The organism is Agromyces sp. MMS24-JH15, from assembly GCF_043518605.1.
Lineage (GTDB): Bacteria > Actinomycetota > Actinomycetes > Actinomycetales > Microbacteriaceae > Agromyces.
Window position 1 is genome coordinate 3,863,728 of sequence record NZ_CP171358.1, and the last position, 16,884, is coordinate 3,880,611.

Here is a 16,884-nt window from a genome sequence, read left to right on the forward strand (position 1 = left end):
GCCCCGCTCGCTCTGCCATTGCACCAGTCTAGGAGCGGCCCATGTCGGCGGCGGCATGTAGCCTCACGGCATCATGGTCGATTCCGTCAGCCCCGCTCTCGCCCGTCGCATCGCGCTCGCCGCGCAGGGCTTCGGCAGGCGGCCGACGCCCGAGGGCGCGGGGCGGCCCGGCCTGCGGCAGGTGGGCGCGGTCTTCGACCGGCTCGGGCTCCTGCAGATCGACTCGGTCAACGTGTTCGAGCGGAGCCACTACCTCCCGGCGTTCAGTCGGCTCGGTCCCTACGACAGGTCGCTGCTCGACCGCCTGACCGGCCCGCGCGGCCGCACGGTCGAGTACTGGGCGCACGAGGCCGCCTTCGTCCCGCGCGACTGGTGGCCGCTGTTCGCGTTCCGGCGCGACGAGTACCGTGCCAAGGGCCACGCGTGGGGCGGCTGGGTCGCCGAGAACCAGGACCTCGCGCGGTTCCTCGAGGCCGAACTCCGCGCGAACGGCCCGATGCCCGCGAGCGCGATCGAGCACGACGCGAACCGTCGCAGCGGGCCATGGTGGGGCTGGTCGGGGGTCAAGCGGACCCTCGAGTGGATGCTCCGCACGGGCGACGTCGTCTGCGTCGAGCGCCGACGGTTCGAGCGCGTCTACGCGTTGCCCGAACAGGCGCTCGCGCCGGCGTTGCTGGCCGACCGGGTCGACGACGACGAGGCGTTCCGGCGGCTCGTCGGGCACGCGGCATCCGCGCTCGGGATCGCGACCACGCGCGACCTCGCCGACTACTGGCGCATGCGCGGCGAGCACGTGAAGCCCGCGATCGCCGACCTGGTCGACGCGGGCGAGCTGCTCCCGGTCGAGGTGCCCGGCTGGGGCGCCGGCGGCAAGCCGGGCGCGGCCTGGCTGCACCGCGACGCGCGCCGTCCCCGCCGCCTCGACGCCGCAGCCGTGCTCTCGCCGTTCGACCCCGTCGTGTGGTTCCGACCGCGGGCCGAGCGGCTGTTCGACTTCCACTACCGCATCGAGATCTACACGCCCGAGCCGAAGCGCGTGTTCGGCTACTACTCGCTCCCGGTGCTGATCGACGACGACGTGGTCGGCCGCGTCGACCTCAAGAGCGACCGGAAGGCCGGGATCCTGCGCGTGCAGTCGGCGTGGGCCGAAGCCGGTGCACCGGCCGACACGGCCGCTCGGCTCGCGCCCGTGCTGCGGCAGGCGGCCGACTGGCAGGGACTCGGCGACGTCGTGGTCGGCGAACGCGGCGGGCTCGCCTCCGCCCTCGCGGCCGAGGTGCGCGCCGCGGCGTGATGCCGGAGGTCTTGCCGCGGCGTGACGCCGGAGGACGGCGTCGCCCGGTCGGGTCGGCTAGAAGCCGCCGCCCATCTGCTCGAGCCGCTGCACGCGGTCGGCGATCGGCGGGTGCGTCGCGAAGAGGCGGTCGACGATGCCCGGCTTCAGCGGGTCGGCGATCCAGAGGTGCGCCATCGACGAGTTCTGGCGCCGCATGGGCCGGCCGTACGCCTCGAGCTTGAGCAGGGCGCGCGCGAGTCCCTCGGGGTGCCGCGTGGTCATCGCGCCCGTGGCATCCGCCAGGTACTCGCGCTGCCTGGAGATCGCGAGCTGCACGAGTGAGGCGACGAGCGGCGCGACCAGCATTGCGATCAGGCCGAAGATCAGCACGACCGGGTTCTGGTTGTTGTTCCGGTTGCCGCCGAAGAACGTCATCCGCACGAGCATGTCGGAGATGAAGCCGATCGCGACGACGAGGCCGAACACGATCATCGACAGGCGGATGTCGTAGTTGCGGACGTGCCCGAGCTCGTGCGCCATCACGCCCTCGAGCTCGGTGTCGTCCATGATCTCGAGCAGGCCCGTCGTCGCGGCGACGACGGCGTGCTCCGGGTCCCGGCCCGTGGCGAACGCGTTCGGCGCCGGGTCGTTCACGATGAACACGCGCGGCATCGGCGTGCCGGTCGTGATCGCGAGGTTCTCGACCGTGCGCCACAGGCGCGGGTGGTCGGCCTTCGACCGCACCTCGATCGCGCCCGACATGGCGAGGGCCTGCCGGTCGGCCGTGAAGTACTGGAAGAGCGCGTACGCCGACGCGACGGCGATCGTCAGGAGGAAGATCCCGAACGACCGGTACACGTAGGCGGCGAGCCATCCGAGCCCGCCCACGATCAGCAGGAAGAGCAGGATGGTGAAGACGGTGTTGCGCTTGTTCCGGGCGATCGCTCGGTACATCGGGGGTGGTCAGCGCTCCTTTGCCGGGGTCTCGAGACGCGTCGCGCTCCGCGCGGCGCTCCTCGACCTTGATGGACGCCTGGCGGCGCCCATCAAAACTGGACGCGCGGCGGCTCGGCGATCGCCGCAGCCTCGGCGACCTCGAAGAAGGCGCGCTCGTGGAACCCGAGTCCGCGCACGAACAGGGTGTTCGGGAACACCTTGACCTTCGTGTTCAGCTCGCGCACGCCGCCGTTGTAGAACCGGCGCGACGCCTGGATCTTGTCCTCCGTGTCGACCAGTTCGGACTGGAGCGAGAGGAAGTTCTGGCTGGCCTGCAACTGCGGGTACGCCTCGGCCACCGCGAAGATCGACTTCAGGGCCTGCTGCATGTGGTTCTCGGCCGCGGACGCCTCGGCCGGACCCTGCGCCTGCAGGGTCTCGGCGCGCGCACGCGTGACGTTCTCGAAGACCGCCTTCTCATGCGCCGCGTAGCCCTTCACCGCCTCGATGAGGTTCGGGATCAGGTCGGCCCGGCGCTTCAGCTGGACGGTGACGTCGCTCCACGCCTCGTCCACGCGGACGTTCAGCGTCACGAGCGAGTTGTAGGTCGCCCAGAGGTAGATGCCGATGATCACCACGATGGCGACGACGACGATGACGGGGATGAGCCATTCCATGGCCGAGACACTCCTCGAGGGGCGATGCGGACGGTGCCCTCATCCTACGACGGTGCACCGACCGCCTCATGCGTTTCCCATGGGACTCGAAGGAAGCCCCCGGAGCCCGCCGGGCGCACGCTCAGCGTGCGGGCACCGTGCGCGTGACGCCGAGCACGCGCTCGAGGTACGGGTTGAGCAGGACACCCCGCGGATCGAGCTCGTCCCGCACCGCGAGGAACTCGTCGAACCGGGGGTACGCGCCCCGCAGGTACTCGGCGTCGCGCGTGTGCATCTTGCCCCAGTGCGGGCGTCCGCCGCGCTCGACCATGATCTGCTCGACCGCCTGGAAGTACTCGGTCGGGTCCTCGCGGAAGAACCGGTGCACGGCGATGTAGCCCGTCTCGCGCTCGTACGCGGTCGAGAGCCAGTTCGCGTCGGGCGCGGCCGCGCGCACCTCGATCGGGAAGCTGATCTTCCAGCCCTTCCGCTCGATGAGCGCCTTCACCTCGCGGAGCGCGTCGGGCACGCGCTCGAGCGGGATCGCGTACTCCATCTCGCGGAAGCGGACGGTGCGGTTCGTCACGAAGACCGACGGCGACCAGTCGGTGAAGTCGCGCGTCCCGGTGAGGCGGTCCGCCTGGCGCGCGACGAACGGCGTGATCCCGGGAAACCACCGTGCGTGGTTGCACGCGACCCGGTAGAGGCCGTTGGCGACGAGTTCGTCGTCGACCCACCGCGAGACGCGGCCGAGCGGCCGGCGCTCGGCGTCGGCCGGCAGGCGCGTGTTGGTCTTCGTGAGCGCCGTCTCGGTGTGCGGGAACCAGTAGAACTCGAAGTGGTCGGCGCCGCGCACGCGGTCGGTCCACGTGTCGAGGACCTCCTCGAGCGGCTCCGGGCGCTCGACGGCGTGCAGGAGGTAGCGCGGGACCAGCTGGAGCGTGACATCCACCAGCACGCCGAGCGAGCCGAGGCCGAGCCGGACCGCGGGCAGGAGTTCGGGCCGCTCGTCGGGGGCCACCCGGATCAGCTCGCCCTCACCCGTGACCAGGCGCGCCGCGACGATCTGCGTCGCGAGCCCGCCGAACCCGAGCCCGGTGCCGTGCGTGCCGGTCGAGGTCGCGCCCGAGATCGTCTGCCGATCGATGTCGCCCATGTTCGCCAGCGCGAGGCCGTAGGGCTCGAGGAGCGCCGGGAGCTGGTGCAGCCGGGTGCCCGCGCCGAGCGTGAGCCGGCCCTCGGATGCCTCGGAGTCGTCGAGGACGCCCTCGAGCGCGGTCAGGTCGAGCTGGACGTCGGGTGCGACCGCGATCGCGGTGAAGCTGTGACCCGAGCCGATCGGCTTCACGCGCAGGCCCTGCCCGGCGGCCGCGACGACCGCGCGCTGCACGGCCTCGGGCGACGACGGCCGCTCGATGCGCCTCGGACGGACCTGCTCGCTCCGGCCCCAGTTGCGCCAGACTTCTCCGCTCGCGGTCACAGGAACGCCTTCCCCTCTCCCCGGTAGGTGGGGATCTCGTCGATCACGCGGTCGTCGTCGACGAGCGCGAAGGTGGTGAGGTGCTCGGCGAGCTCCCCCGACTTCGTGTGCCGGAACCAGACCCGGTCGCCGGGCCGGAGCCGGGAGATCCCGGCACCGCTCAGCGGCGTCTGCACCTCGCCGGCGGCCTCGCGCGGCTGGTAGTGCAGCCCTTCGGGCCAGACGATCTTCGGCAGGCGGTCCGGTGCGGGCGGTCCCGACGCGACCCATCCGCCGCCCAGCACCGTGCGGTGCTCGGCACTCGGCGCGCGCACGACGTCCATCGCGAACGACGCGGCCGGTGCGGGCGTGAAGTGGGCGTACCCGTCGAAGAGGTGCCCGCCGAACACGCCGCTGCCGGCGCCGATCTCGGTCACCGAGGCATCCGCGCCGGTCGCCTCGAGCGAGCCGGTGCCGCCGCCGTTCACGAACTCGAGGTCGGCGACGCGGCGGACCGCGGCGACCGCGCGTGCGCGACGGTCGAGGAGCTCGGGCATCGACTGCCCCTGCATCCAGCGGTTCACGGCGCCCGCGACGGGCTTGCCGGGCGGGCGGTTCGTGACGCCCGCGATCTGCGCCTCGTACGACATCATGCCGACGAGGCGGAAGCCCGGGCGTGCCGCGATGTACGCCGCGAGGGCCCCGGCCTGCTCGGGCGAGTGCACGGGCGAGCGGCGGACGCCGAGGTGCCCGAGGACGGGCGCCTTCCACGAGGCATCCAGTTCGAGGCAGACGCGGATCTCCTCGCGCTCGCCAGGCGGCAGCACCGCGTCGACCAGGTCGAGCTGCTCGGGCGAGTCGACCATGAGGGTGATCCGCGACGCGAGCCGCGGGTCGGTCGCGAGGCGCCGGATGCCCGCGCGCTCGGCGGTCGGGTACCCGATGACGATGTCGTCGACGTTCTCCGCGAGCCAGATCGCCTCGGCGAGCGTGTACGCGAGCACGCCGTGGTAGCCGGGCAGGCGCAGGAGCGCCTCGATCACCCCGCGCACGCGGATCGACTTGGACGCGACGCGGATCGGGGTGCCGCCCGCACGGCGCACGAGGTCGGCCGCGTTGTGCCGGAGCGCGCCGAGGTGCAGGGCGCCGACCGGGGCGTCCAGGTGGGCCGTGGCATCCGTGAGCCCGCCCCAGTACCGGGCCGGGTCGAGCCACGGCATCGCGGACGCGTCGCGCGAGGCGTCCACCGCGGTCGCGGGGCCCACGAGGTCGAGGTCGCGCGCGGTCATCGGACGCTCCGCACGCGGGCGACCGCGAACGCGCCGCCGAGTGCGAACACGGCCGACAGGACGAACACGAGCGTGAAGGACCCGGTGAGCACCACCGCGACCGCGCCGATGAGCGGGCCGACCGCCTGCGGGACGGCGGTCGCAATGTTCATGATGCCGAGGTCCTTGCCGCGCGACGCCGGGTCGGGCAGGACCTGGGTCGCGAGCGCCTGGTCGACCGAGAGGAAGCAGCCGTAGCCGAGGCCGAGGATGCCCGCCGCGACCATCGCGGCGGTCAGGTCGGGCACGATCGCGAGGACGAGCGCGGCGACCGCCTGGAGCGCGGACGCGAGGAACACGAAGCCCTTCCGCTTTCCGGTGCGGTCGCTCAGCTTGCCGAGGAGCAGCGACGCGAGGATCACGAACACCATGTAGATGAGCGTGAGGATGATCAGGTCGTCCTCGGCGTGCTCGTCGTCGAGCTGGAACATGAGGAAGTAGAGCAGCAGGCTCGTGCCGAGGGCGTTGCCGACCGAGACGAGGATGCGGCTGAGCAGCGTCCAGCCGAAGTCGGGGTACCGGCGCGGGCTGATCCAGAAGCCCTCGAGGATGCCGTGCGCGGTGACGCGCGCGCGCTCGCCGACCGCCAGCGGACGGTCCCGGCGGCCGAGGAACGGCAGCACGAGCACGATCATCGCGGCCGCGAGGACCGCGTACCCCGCCTCCTGGCCCTTGACGAGCATGGTCACGATGACGAGCCCGACGATGACGCCCACCGCCTGCGGCGCCGACATCCACCCGGACACGAACCCGCGCTGGTCGACCGGCACCTGGTCGGAGATCGTCGCGGTGAGCGCGGAGGTCACGATGCAGAACCCGATGCTCGCGAGCACCCAGCACAGCCCGATGCCCACGATGTCGCGCTGGAACCCGAGGGCGACGAGCGCGAGCGCGAACGCCAGCGTCCCGGCCGCGATCCAGGGGCGGCGGCGGCCGAACCGCGACGTCGTGCGATCGCTGAGCGCGCCCGCGAGCGGGTAGGCGATCACCGTCGCGATCGCCGCGATGCCCGACACGATGCCGAACGCGAGCACGCTCTCGGTCCAGTCCTCGGGGTGGAGCACGGCGTCGATCTGGGCCGGCAGCAGCAGCTGAACGGGCGCGAGCTGCGCCATCCAGATGCCGAACCAGGCCGTGGCGAACGCGGCGATCCAGCCGGCGCCCACCTTCCGGACGGGCTCGGCGAACGCCCCGGTCGCCGGGGCGGCGGCGTCGGAGCGTTCGGCGTCGACGTCGGTCATGCGGGGTCCGCCATTCTCGAGAGGGCGTCGGCGGCCGCGGCGACGACCCGGCGGGCCGCCACTTCGTCGCGGCCGACCAGCCAGGTGGTGGTGAGTCCGTCGGTGAACGCGACGAGGGTGTGGGCGACCTCGGCGACCGGGATCCGCCAGCGGGCGCCCGAGGCGGCCGCCGCGATCTCGAGGGCCTCGGCGGCGAGCTCGGCGTAGCGCGCGTACTGCATGACGGCGAGCGGATGCCGCTCCGGCGAGCGGAGCGCGTAGAGCGTGAGCTCGAGCATCGCGAGCTCGCGCGCGGGCTCGACGCGGAGGTGGTCGAGGTAGCGGAGCAGGCCCGCCTCGAGGAGGTCGCGCAGGCCCACGCCGTGGCCGAGCTCGGCGAAGTCGCCGAAGTCGGCCGGTCCGGGGACGACGGCCTGCTGCTCGCGTGCGACGACCGTGCGGATGACCTCGTCGATGAGCGCATCGCGCGAGTCGAAGGCGTAGTGGAAGCTCGCGAGGCTCATGCCGGCCTCGGCGACGATCGCGCGCGTGGTGGCGTGGGCGATGCCCTCGCGGGCGACGACGCGGATGGCGGCCTCGACGAGCGCGGCACGGCGCTCGGCGGCGGGGATGCGGGTCACCGGTGCTCCCTTCGCGCCGTCGCGTTGCCTGAAGTGGGACGTTCGTCCCAGTCGCATCATTATGCACGAACGCGGCTAGCCTCGCATCATGCGCCTCGGAGTCCTCGACGTCGGCTCGAACACGGTCCACCTGCTCGTCGTGGACGCCCACCCCGGCGCACGGCCGATCCCGGCGGCCTCGCACAAGTCCGTGCTCCGGCTCATGCGCTACCTCGAAGACGACGGATCGATCGGCGAAGCGGGCGTCCAGGGCATCATCGACGCCATCCGCGACGCCGTCGACGCCGCGCGCGCCGACGGCATCGAGGAACTCCTCCCCTTCGCGACGTCCGCGATCCGCGAGGCCGCGAACGGCGAGGAGGTGCTCGCGCGCATCACGCAGGAGACCGGTGTCGAGCTCGGCGTGCTGTCGGGCGAGGACGAGGCGAGGCTCACGTTCCTCGCCGTGCGCCGCTGGTACGGCTGGTCGGCCGAGCGGATCCTCCTGTTCGACATCGGCGGCGGGTCCCTCGAGATCGCCCAGGGGCTCGACGAGGAGCCCGAGGTCGCGCTCTCGGTGCCGCTCGGCGCCGGGCGCGCGACGATCGAGTTCCTCCCCGACGACCCGCCCACGTCCGTCCAGGTCGACCGACTCCGCGACCACGCGCGCGCCGTGCTCGCCGACGTCGTGCGGGACTTCCCGTTGAAGCCCCGCGCGGACCTCACCGTCGGGTCGTCCAAGACCATCCGCTCGCTCGCACGGCTCGCGGGCCTCACGAGCGACGGCTCCGGGACATCCGAGCGCGCGGTGCTGCCGCTCAAGGGCCTCGACGACTGGACCCCGCGACTCGCGCGCATCCCCGCCGACGCACGCCCGGCGCTGCCCGGCATCACGCCCGATCGCACGTTCCAGATCGTCGCGGGCGCCGTCGTGCTCAGCGAGGCCATGCGCGCGTTCAAGGTCGCCGAACTCGAGGTCTCGCCGTGGGCGCTGCGCGAGGGACTGATCCTGCGCCGGCTCGACCAGCTCGCGTGAGCCGCGGGCCGGCCCGCCGGCCGGGCTACGCCTCGCGCAGCAGGTCGGCGGTCACGCGCGCCGAGAAGTAGAGGCTCTCGACCGGCACGTGCTCGTCGGCGGTGTGGAACTGCCCGAAGACGTCGAACCCGTCGGGCACGCGCAACGGCACGAACCCGTACCCGGCGATGCCGAGGCGGGACAGCTGCTTGTTGTCCGTGCTCGCCGGCAGCAGGTACGGCACGACCACGCCGTCGGGATCCTCGCGCGCGATCGCGCGCTGGAGCACGCCGATGAGCGGCGCTGCGGGGTCGGCGTCGATCGGCGGGATCCACCGGCCGAAGTCGACCTCGACGCCGTCGCCCGCGAGCGCGTCGAGCTCGGCGCGGACGATCCCCTCGTGGCCCGGCAGGATGCGCACGTCGAGCGCGGCCTCGGCGACCGCCGGGATCACGTTCGTCTTCGAGCCCGCCGCCAGCACCGTGGGCGAGACCGTGTCGCGCAGGGACGCGCCGATGAGGTCGCCCGTGAACCCGAGCGACGCGAGCTGCCCGTCGATGCGGTCGTCGTCGAAGTCGATGCCCGCGGCCTCGCCGAACCGGTCCAGGAGCTCGGCGACCGCCGGGGTCCGCGTGACCGGGAAGCGGTGCGCGCCGATCCGGGCGACCGCGCCGGCCAGGCGCACCACCGCATTGTCGGGCCTCGGCCGGGAGCCGTGCCCGGGCCGACCCGACGCGCGGAGCCCGACCCAGGCGACCCCCTTCTCGGCGGTCGCGACGAGGTAGGCACGGCGGCGATCCCCGAACGGCACCGAGAACCCGCCGACCTCGCTCAGCGCCTCGGTCGCGCCGGCGAACACCTCGGGGTGGTGCTCGACGAGCCAGCGCGCGCCCCAGACGCCGCCCGCCTCCTCGTCGGCGAAGAACGCGAACACGAGGTCGCGGGCGGGCACGACGCCCTCCCGCTTGAACGCGCGCGCGACCGCGAGGATCACGCCCGCGAAGTCCTTCATGTCGACCGCGCCGCGGCCGTAGAGGATCCCGTCCTCCACGACCGCGTCGAACGGCGGCCGCGTCCAGTCCTGCCCGTCGACCGGCACGACGTCGAGGTGCGCGTGCACCACGAGCGCGCCGCGGGCCGGGTCGGCTCCCGGCAGCCTCGCGATCACGTTGCCGCGCCCGGGATGCGACTCCAGGTAGGTCGTCTCGTAGCCGACCTCCTCGAGCGCATCCCGGACGTAGCGGGCGGCGCGTGCCTCCCCGTCGCCGACGGTGTGGAGGTCGCCGGTGTTGACGCTCTCGATGCGGATCAGGTCCCGGATGAACCGGAGCGCCTCCGCCTCGAGCGCCGATCCGGCCCGGGGCACGCGTTCGCCCATGCGACGATCCTCCTCCTCCGCCGGGACTACCCGGCGGCCTTCCACGCGGCGACCAGCGAGTCGAGGCGCGAGTCCGCGCCGAGCGAGACGCCGTGGACGGTCTCCTGCGTGCCGAGGATCGACGTCAGTTCGTGCACCGGCACCTGGTGCACCTGCTCCGCGAGCCGCGCCTGCGCGTCGGCGAGCACCTCGTCGCGCGCAGCCGGATCGGCCGTCGCGGCCTGCTCCTGCAGCAGCTCCTCGAGCTCCGGGTCGTCGAGGTGCAGTCGGTTGGTCGCGGCGACGGAGTACGACGTGCGGAGCACGTCGCCGTCGGCGCGCGACAGGTTCTGCCACGACAGGTCGAAGTCGCCGGCCTCCTGCAGCTTCAGGAACTCGGGCACCGCGCCGCCGACCAGGTTCACCTCGACCCCGACCTCCTTCAGCTGCTGCTGGATGAGCTCGAGCGAGGTCTGGTTCGGGCCGAAGTTGGTGATCCACGCGAGGTCGAGCGAGAGCCGCTGGCCGTCCTTCTGGCGGATGCCGTCGTCGCCGACCGTCCAGCCCGCGTCGTCGAGCAGGTCCGCGGCCTCGTCGGGGTCGTAGGCGAAGGCGTCCGACTGGTCGGCGTAGCCGGGCGTGGTCGCCGCGAGCGAGCTCGTCGCGACGGCGAACAGGTCGTTCAGCGCGGTGTCGCGCACGAGCTCGGGGTCGATCGCCGCGGCGATCGCCTTCCGGACCGCGAGGTCGGCCACGATCGGCCGCGCCTCGTTGAAGTAGATGCCGAAGGTCGCGCCGGGGTTTCCGCGGTGGACCAGCGGGAACCCGGCATCCTCGATGACCTGGGTGTCGATGGGCTGCACGCCGCCGATCACGTCGACCTGGCCAGAGATGAGGCTGCCCGTGCGCACGCCCGCCTCGGGGACCACCTGGAAGGTGACCGAGTCCAGGTGCGCGGCGCCGTCGTTGCCGAGCGGGGCGGGGCCCCACGCGTAGTCGTCACGGCGCTCGAGCACGGTCTGGACGTCCTTCTGGTACTCGCCGAGCGTGAACGGCCCGCTGCCGACGACGGCCTTCCCGTCGGCGCGCTCGGCGTACGGCGTCGCCCGGGTCGAGGCCGCGACGATGCCGAGCGCGACCGTGGCGGTCGAGTTCGGGAACGCGGCGTTCGGGCTGGCGAAGTGCACCTCGACGGTGTCCTCGTCGACGACGACGGACTCCTGGTAGCCGATGACGAAGGACGCGGCTTGGCTCTGCGCACCCGCCGCGACGATGTCGTCGAGCGTGCCCTTCACGTCCTCGGGGGTGAGCGGGGTGCCGTCCGAGAACGTGACGTCGTCGCGGAGGTCGAAGGTGAACACCGTCGCGTCGTCGTTGCTCGACCAGTCGGCGGCGAGCCACGGCTCGAGCCCGCCGGTCGCCGGGTCCTGGTAGAGCAGCGAGTCGACGAGCTGGCGGGTCACGTAGAGGGTGTCGTTGCCGGACCCGACCCCGGACGGGTTCAGCGAGATCGGGTCGTTGCCGATGGCGAAGACGAGGTCGCCGCCCTCGGTCACGGCGTCGGCGGTGGGCGCGGCCGCCTCGTCCGCGCCGGCGCAGCCGGCGAGGATCAGGGCGGTGACCGCCGCCGAGGCGGCGATCACGGTGGGTCGGAGGATGGACATGCGTGGCTCCTGGTGTGGTGGACGGGGACGGTGTGGATGGTCTGGAGGGGCGGATGGAGCGGACGGTGGGGGCGGTGGGGGCGGTGGGGGCGGTGGGGGCGGTGGGGGCGGTGGACCGGCTGACCGGCGCGCGGCCGGTCGACCGCGCGGTCGCTAGACCGGCGCGAGGCCGGCCCGCGCCGAGCGCCCCGGGATCGCGTCGAGCAGCTCGCGCGTGTACGGATCGCGCGGCGCGCGGAAGACCTCGACGGTCTCGCCCGCCTCGACCACGCGGCCCGATCGCATGACGGCGACCTCGTGCGCGATCCGTCGCACGACCGCGAGGTCGTGCGAGATGAAGAGGTAGCTCACGCCGAACTCGGCCTGGATCCCGGCGAGCAGGGTGAGCACCTGGTCCTGGATCGACACGTCGAGCGCGGAGACGGGCTCGTCGAGCACGAGCAGCTCGGGCGCGACCGTGAGCGCGCGGGCGATCGCGACGCGCTGCCGCTGCCCGCCCGAGAGCTCGGCCGGGCGCCGGTCGAGCACCGTGCTCGGCAGCGCGACGACGTCGAGGAGCTCGGCCACGCGCCGCCGCCGATCGGCCCGCGTGCCGAGCCCGAACGCCTCGAGCGGGTCCGCGACGATGCGCTCGATCGTGAGCCGCGGGTTGAGCGACGCGTACGGGTTCTGGTGGACGAGCTGGGCGCGCCGGCGGAACTGGCGGAGCGCGCCCCCGCGGAGCCCGGTGATGTCGACGCCGTCGAACTCGACGCGCCCCTCGGTCGGGTCGGCCAGGCGGAGCACGAGCCGCGCGGTCGTCGACTTGCCCGACCCCGACTCCCCCACGAGCGCGAGCGTGCGCCCGCGCGGGATGGCGAAGCTCACGTCGTCGACCGCGCGCTGCACGCCACCGCCCGCGGCACGCGCGACCGGGAAGTCCTTCACGAGCCCGTGGGCCGCCAGCACGCTCGGCCCGCCGGGGGCGAAGCCGCCGTCGCCGTCGGGTCGCTCGCCGAACGGGTCGCCGGGCCGGCCCGACACCGCGACCGCCGGGCGCGCCGGCGGAGGGGCATCCGCTCCGGCCGTGCCGGGGACATCCGCTCCGGCCGTGCCGGGGGCCGGGGCCTCCGCCGCCCGCCCGTCGAGGCTCGGCGCCGCGCGGATCAGCGCGCGCGTGTAGGGATGCGTCGGGTTCCCGAGCACCTGGGCGGGCGTGCCCTGCTCGACGACCTCGCCCTGCGACATCACGACGATCCGGTCGGCGCGGTCGGCCGCGACGCCGAGGTCGTGCGTGATGAGCAGCACGCTCGTGCCGAGTTCGTGCTTCAGGCGGTCGATCCGATCGAGGATGTGCCGCTGCACGGTGACGTCGAGCGCGCTCGTCGGCTCGTCCGCGATGAGCAGCGCCGGCCGCGCGATGATCGCGATCGCGATCAGGACGCGCTGCCGCATGCCGCCGGAGAGCTCGTGCGGATACCTCGCGGCCGTGCCGACCGGGTCGGGCAGGCCCGCCTCGGCGAGCGCGTCGACCGCGCGGAGCGCCGCGGTCCGGCGGTCGGCGAGGCCGTGGATGCGGAGCACCTCGGCGACCTGGTCGCCGACCCGGCGCACCGGGTTGAGACTCACGGTCGGGTCCTGCGGGACGAAGGCGATCGCACGCCCGCGGATGCCCCGGAGCTCGGCTCGACCCGCTGCGATCAGGTCGCGGCCGCGGAACCGCACCGCCCCGCCCGCGATCGACGCCGACGACGGGAGGAGCTGCACGACGGCGTGCGCGGTCGTGGACTTGCCCGAGCCGGACTCGCCGACGATCGCGACGGTCTCGCCGACGCCGACCTCGAGCGACGCCTCGCGGACGCCGTCGATGACGCCGCCGTCGGCGGTGCGGTAGCGGACCGCGAGCCGGTCGATCGCGAGCAGCGGCTCGGCGCCGTCCGGGCGGGCGGCCGGCCGCGACCGCGCCCGCGGCGACGATGCCGGCGACGCGGCGCGGGGCGTGGTCTCGTCGGCGCTCATCGGGTGCGCCTCCCTTCGACGTCGAGGGCCCGGGAGAGCCGGTTGGCGGCGAGCACGGTCGCGACGATCACGAGGCCGGGCAGCGTGGTCAGCCACCACGCGGTCCGCAGGTAGTCGCGCCCGCCGGCGACGAGTGCGCCCCACTCGGGCGCGGGCGGCTGCGCGCCGTAGCCGAGGAAGCTGAGCGCCGACACCGCGAGGATCGCACCCGCGAACTCGAGGACCGCGAGCACCAGGACCGGCGCGGCCGCGTTCGGCAGCACGTGGCGGAACAGGATGCGCCCCCATCGGTCGCCGGACGCCCGGGCGGCGTCGACGAAGAGCGACGTGCGCACGCGGAGCACTTCGGACCGGGAGATGCGCGAGACCGTCGCGATGCTCGCGAACCCGACCGCGACCGCGACGTTCACGGTGCCGAACCCGAGCGCGGTGACGATCGCGAGGGACAGCAGCAGGGCCGGGATGGCGAGCAGCACGTCGGCGATCCGCATCACGGCGTCGTCGACCCAGCGACCGACGAAGCCCGCGACGAGGCCGAGGAGCGTGCCGAACACGAGTCCCGTCGCCACGGCGATCGCGGCGGCCGTCACCGTGAGGGAGGAGCCGTGCACGACGCGCGTGTACAGGTCCCGCCCGAGCTGATCGGTTCCGAACCAGTGCGCGGCGGACGGCGCCTGGAGCCGGTCGGCGGGCACGCCGTCCAGCGGGTCGCCGGGCGCGAGCACCCACGGCGCGACCGCCGCGACGACGACGAGCGCGAGCACGACGGCGGACAGGAGCACGGTCGGCCGCCGCGCCGACCAGGCGAGGCGGTGCCGCGCCCGGCGTGCCGCACCGGCCGAGCGGCTGCGGACGGCGTCGGCGAAGCGGGCGCCCGCGGTCGCTGCGAAGACGTCCGCCGACTCCTGCCGGCGGTCGGGGACGAGGGCCGTGGTCTCGCTCATGCCGCCTCCCCCGTCGCCGAGGCGGTCGCGGGTGCGGGCGCGGACGTCGGCGGTGCGAACGCGCGCGCCGCTGCGGCGGGCCGCTGCCGACGGTGTCGAGCGCCGAGGATGCGCGGGTCGAGCAGCGGGTACGCGAGGTCGACCGCGAGGTTCGCGACGACGAAGACGGTCGCCGCGAGCAGCACGACGCCCTGGACGACGGGGACGTCCTGCTGCTCCACCGCGCTCGCCGTCACGCGCCCGATGCCGGGCCGCGAGAACACCGTCTCGGTGACGACCGTGCCCGAGAGCAGCTGCCCGACGATGAGTCCCGTGATGGTGAGCGCCGGCAGCACGGCGTTCTTCAGCGCGTGGCCGAGGTGGACTCGCGCCCGTGTCGCGCCCTTGGCCCACGCGGTGTCGACGTACGGTTCGGTGAGCGTGGTCGCGATCCCCTTCGAGAGGAGCTGGGCGATCATCGCGCCTGTCGGCACCGCGAGCGTGATCGCGGGCAGGACGATCGACGCGAACCCGCGGTCCCCGACGGCCGGGAAGACCGGCAGCGAGAACGAGAACCACTGCAGGAGCATGAGCCCGAGCCAGAACGCCGGGACGGCGACGCCGAGGGGCGGCAGGCCGAGCAGGACGTTCGCCAGCCAGCGGTGCCGGGTGAGGTTCGCGAGGATCGCGAGGGCCGCGCCGAACACGACCGCGAGCAGCAGCGCGGACGCGGCGATCGCGATCGTCGGCGGCAGCGCCTCGCCGATGATCTCCGTCACCGGGCGGCCGCTCACGATCGAGGTGCCCAGGTCTCCGCGCACGACCGCGGCGAGCTGGTCGAGGTACTGCACGAGCAGCGGCCGGTCGAGGCCGTACTGTGCGCGCAGCGCGTCGAGCTGCTCGCGGCTGAGGTCGTTCGCGTCGGCGCCCGCGAGCAGGGACACCGGGTCGCCGGGCAGCGCGTAGAGCACGAGGAACGAGACCGTGTACGCGGCCCACAGCACGCCGACGGCCTGCAGCAGCCGGACCCCTCCGTAGCGGAGCATCAGGTCGGCCATCCGTCCGCCTCGAGGCGGCGCACGATCCGTGCGAACGCGATGCGCACGCGCCGGTCGCTGAACGTCGCACGACGTCCGCGCGCGGGGCGGCGCACCGCCAGGGCCGGTGTCACGAGCTCCGCGGGCGCGCCCGCGGCGAGCGCGGCGGCGGCGCCGGCGGCGGCGAGCACCGCGGGCGCCCAGTGGGCGCTCACCGCGACCACCGGGATCGGGTCACCCGCGCGCATCGACGGCTCCGCCCTGTTCGTGCGCGCCGCCCGGCGTCCAGCCGAGCTCGGGCGCGATCCGGGTCACGACGTCGTCGAGGATCTGCCGGTAGTCGTCGATCGAGAACTCGTACGGCAACTCGAGGCGCAGGTCGGTCACGTCGGCGACCACGGGGTCCGCGAGCAGCTGCTCGAGGATCTGGTCCGACGGGCCGACGAGGTCGGGCGCGAACCGGATGCCCCGCTCGCCGTGCGGCCCGAGCGTGCGCTCCTGCCGGCTCGCGCGGTACTCGGCGTACCGCGCCTGCGTCGCCCGATCGGCGCCGTCGGTGGGCACGATCACGCGGCCGAGCGCGACGCGCGGGCCGCCGTCGCCGCGGAAGCTGCGACGGTACTGGTCGAGCACGCGCGTCTGGACCCCGGCGAACCCGGCCGAGCCGTCGGCGTCGCCGGCCACGATGTTGCCGGTCAGCAGCCCGAGACCGTGCTCGCCCGCCCACGCCGCGGAGGCGATCGACGCGGCGCCGTACCAGACGCGGTCGCGCAGGCCCTCCGCGTAGGGCTGGAGCCGCGGTCGCTGCACGTTGCCGGGCGAGCGGATCACGGCGTCGGGTCCGCCGAGGAATCCGCCCTCGAGGTTGCCGAGCAGCCGTTCGATACGGGCGTAGGAGAAGTCCTGGCCGCTCCAGTCGCCGTCGAACACGCGCTCCCCGATGAGCTCGACGTGCGGCGGGCGCCCGGCGCTCACGCCGACCTCGAGGCGTCCGCCCGAGAGCACGTCGGCGGTCGAGAGGTCCTCGGCGAGGCGGAACGGGCTCTCGTACCCGATCGGGATGACCCCGACGCCGAGGCGGATCCTCGCGGTGCGCTGCGACGCCGCGGCGAGGAACACGGCCGCCGAGGAGACCCCGTGCTCGAGGTGCCGCTGGCGCACTCAGGCGCCGTCGAAGCCGAGGCGCTCGCCGTACTCGAACAGGCGGAGCGTCTCCTCGAGGCCGACCTCGGGTCGCTCGTCGTCGTAGTTGCCGGGCGTGAGGAACGCGATGCTGCGGATGCCCCGCCCGGCGGCCGCGCCGGTCGCGGGGGCCGTGTCGGCACGCTCGGCGGTGCCGCCGCCGGTCGGTGGCGGAAGGGTCTCGGTGGTCGACGTCACTGGATGCCTCGCTTC

Annotated in this window: 16 protein-coding genes; 2 read left to right on the plus strand and 14 right to left on the minus strand. The window is 73.8% G+C overall.

Going from position 1 to position 16,884, the window contains the following annotated elements; translation table 11 throughout:
* Positions 1 to 73: 73 nt before the first annotated feature.
* A complete protein-coding gene (locus ACDF64_RS17635; protein WP_394552646.1) occupies positions 74 to 1,294 on the plus strand; it encodes a winged helix-turn-helix domain-containing protein in 1,221 nt (406 codons plus the stop codon).
* Positions 1,295 to 1,351: 57 nt separating this feature from the next.
* Here ACDF64_RS17635 and ACDF64_RS17640 read toward each other — a convergent pair whose 3' ends face one another.
* The 6 genes from ACDF64_RS17640 to ACDF64_RS17665 all read right to left on the minus strand — a co-directional run bounded on the left by ACDF64_RS17640 (position 1,352) and on the right by ACDF64_RS17665 (position 7,516).
* Positions 1,352 to 2,230, minus strand: a complete 879-nt coding sequence (locus ACDF64_RS17640) for a M48 family metalloprotease (protein ID WP_394552647.1) — start codon at positions 2,228 to 2,230, stop codon at positions 1,352 to 1,354.
* Positions 2,231 to 2,322: 92 nt separating this feature from the next.
* A complete protein-coding gene (locus ACDF64_RS17645) occupies positions 2,323 to 2,889 on the minus strand; it encodes a LemA family protein (RefSeq protein WP_394552648.1) in 567 nt (188 codons plus the stop codon).
* 121 nt (positions 2,890 to 3,010) lie between these two features.
* Positions 3,011 to 4,348 (minus strand): D-arabinono-1,4-lactone oxidase, encoded by a 1,338-nt coding sequence (locus ACDF64_RS17650; protein ID WP_394552649.1) that lies wholly within the window; start codon positions 4,346 to 4,348, stop codon positions 3,011 to 3,013.
* Positions 4,345 to 5,616 carry an alanine racemase gene (locus tag ACDF64_RS17655; RefSeq protein WP_394552650.1) on the minus strand — a complete coding sequence of 424 codons (1,272 nt, stop codon included), beginning with the start codon at positions 5,614 to 5,616 and terminating at the stop codon, positions 4,345 to 4,347. Before ACDF64_RS17655 ends, ACDF64_RS17650 begins: the two co-directional genes overlap by 4 nt.
* On the minus strand, positions 5,613 to 6,896 hold the full coding sequence (locus ACDF64_RS17660; protein WP_394552651.1) for an MFS transporter: 1,284 nt from the start codon (positions 6,894 to 6,896) through the stop codon (positions 5,613 to 5,615). Before ACDF64_RS17660 ends, ACDF64_RS17655 begins: the two co-directional genes overlap by 4 nt.
* Positions 6,893 to 7,516: a TetR/AcrR family transcriptional regulator gene (locus ACDF64_RS17665; RefSeq protein ID WP_394552652.1), complete on the minus strand. Its 624-nt coding sequence runs from the start codon at positions 7,514 to 7,516 to the stop codon at positions 6,893 to 6,895. The genes ACDF64_RS17660 and ACDF64_RS17665 overlap by 4 nt, the downstream gene beginning before the upstream one ends.
* An 88-nt stretch (positions 7,517 to 7,604) precedes the next feature.
* Between ACDF64_RS17665 and ACDF64_RS17670 the strand changes: the two genes are divergently transcribed.
* Entirely contained in the window at positions 7,605 to 8,531 is a 927-nt protein-coding gene (locus ACDF64_RS17670; RefSeq protein ID WP_394552653.1) for a Ppx/GppA phosphatase family protein, read from the plus strand.
* A 25-nt stretch (positions 8,532 to 8,556) separates the two neighbouring features.
* Here the strand turns inward: ACDF64_RS17670 and ACDF64_RS17675 are convergent, their stop codons facing one another.
* The 8 genes from ACDF64_RS17675 to ACDF64_RS17710 all read right to left on the minus strand — a co-directional run bounded on the left by ACDF64_RS17675 (position 8,557) and on the right by ACDF64_RS17710 (position 16,869).
* Positions 8,557 to 9,888: a M20/M25/M40 family metallo-hydrolase gene (locus ACDF64_RS17675; RefSeq protein WP_394552654.1), complete on the minus strand. Its 1,332-nt coding sequence runs from the start codon at positions 9,886 to 9,888 to the stop codon at positions 8,557 to 8,559.
* A 26-nt stretch (positions 9,889 to 9,914) separates the two neighbouring features.
* Positions 9,915 to 11,531: an ABC transporter substrate-binding protein gene (locus tag ACDF64_RS17680; RefSeq protein ID WP_394552655.1), complete on the minus strand. Its 1,617-nt coding sequence runs from the start codon at positions 11,529 to 11,531 to the stop codon at positions 9,915 to 9,917.
* Positions 11,532 to 11,684: 153 nt separating this feature from the next.
* Positions 11,685 to 13,529 carry a dipeptide ABC transporter ATP-binding protein gene (locus ACDF64_RS17685; RefSeq protein ID WP_394552656.1) on the minus strand — a complete coding sequence of 615 codons (1,845 nt, stop codon included), beginning with the start codon at positions 13,527 to 13,529 and terminating at the stop codon, positions 11,685 to 11,687.
* Entirely contained in the window at positions 13,526 to 14,473 is a 948-nt protein-coding gene (locus ACDF64_RS17690) for an ABC transporter permease (RefSeq protein ID WP_394552657.1), read from the minus strand. The genes ACDF64_RS17685 and ACDF64_RS17690 overlap by 4 nt, the downstream gene beginning before the upstream one ends.
* Positions 14,470 to 15,510 carry an ABC transporter permease gene (locus tag ACDF64_RS17695; RefSeq protein ID WP_394552658.1) on the minus strand — a complete coding sequence of 347 codons (1,041 nt, stop codon included), beginning with the start codon at positions 15,508 to 15,510 and terminating at the stop codon, positions 14,470 to 14,472. The genes ACDF64_RS17690 and ACDF64_RS17695 overlap by 4 nt, the downstream gene beginning before the upstream one ends.
* A complete protein-coding gene (locus ACDF64_RS17700) occupies positions 15,498 to 15,737 on the minus strand; it encodes a hypothetical protein (protein WP_394552659.1) in 240 nt (79 codons plus the stop codon). Before ACDF64_RS17700 ends, ACDF64_RS17695 begins: the two co-directional genes overlap by 13 nt.
* Positions 15,724 to 16,650 (minus strand): LLM class flavin-dependent oxidoreductase, encoded by a 927-nt coding sequence (locus ACDF64_RS17705; RefSeq protein ID WP_394552660.1) that lies wholly within the window; start codon positions 16,648 to 16,650, stop codon positions 15,724 to 15,726. Before ACDF64_RS17705 ends, ACDF64_RS17700 begins: the two co-directional genes overlap by 14 nt.
* Entirely contained in the window at positions 16,651 to 16,869 is a 219-nt protein-coding gene (locus ACDF64_RS17710) for a hypothetical protein (RefSeq protein ID WP_394552661.1), read from the minus strand.
* Positions 16,870 to 16,884 lie beyond the last annotated feature (15 nt).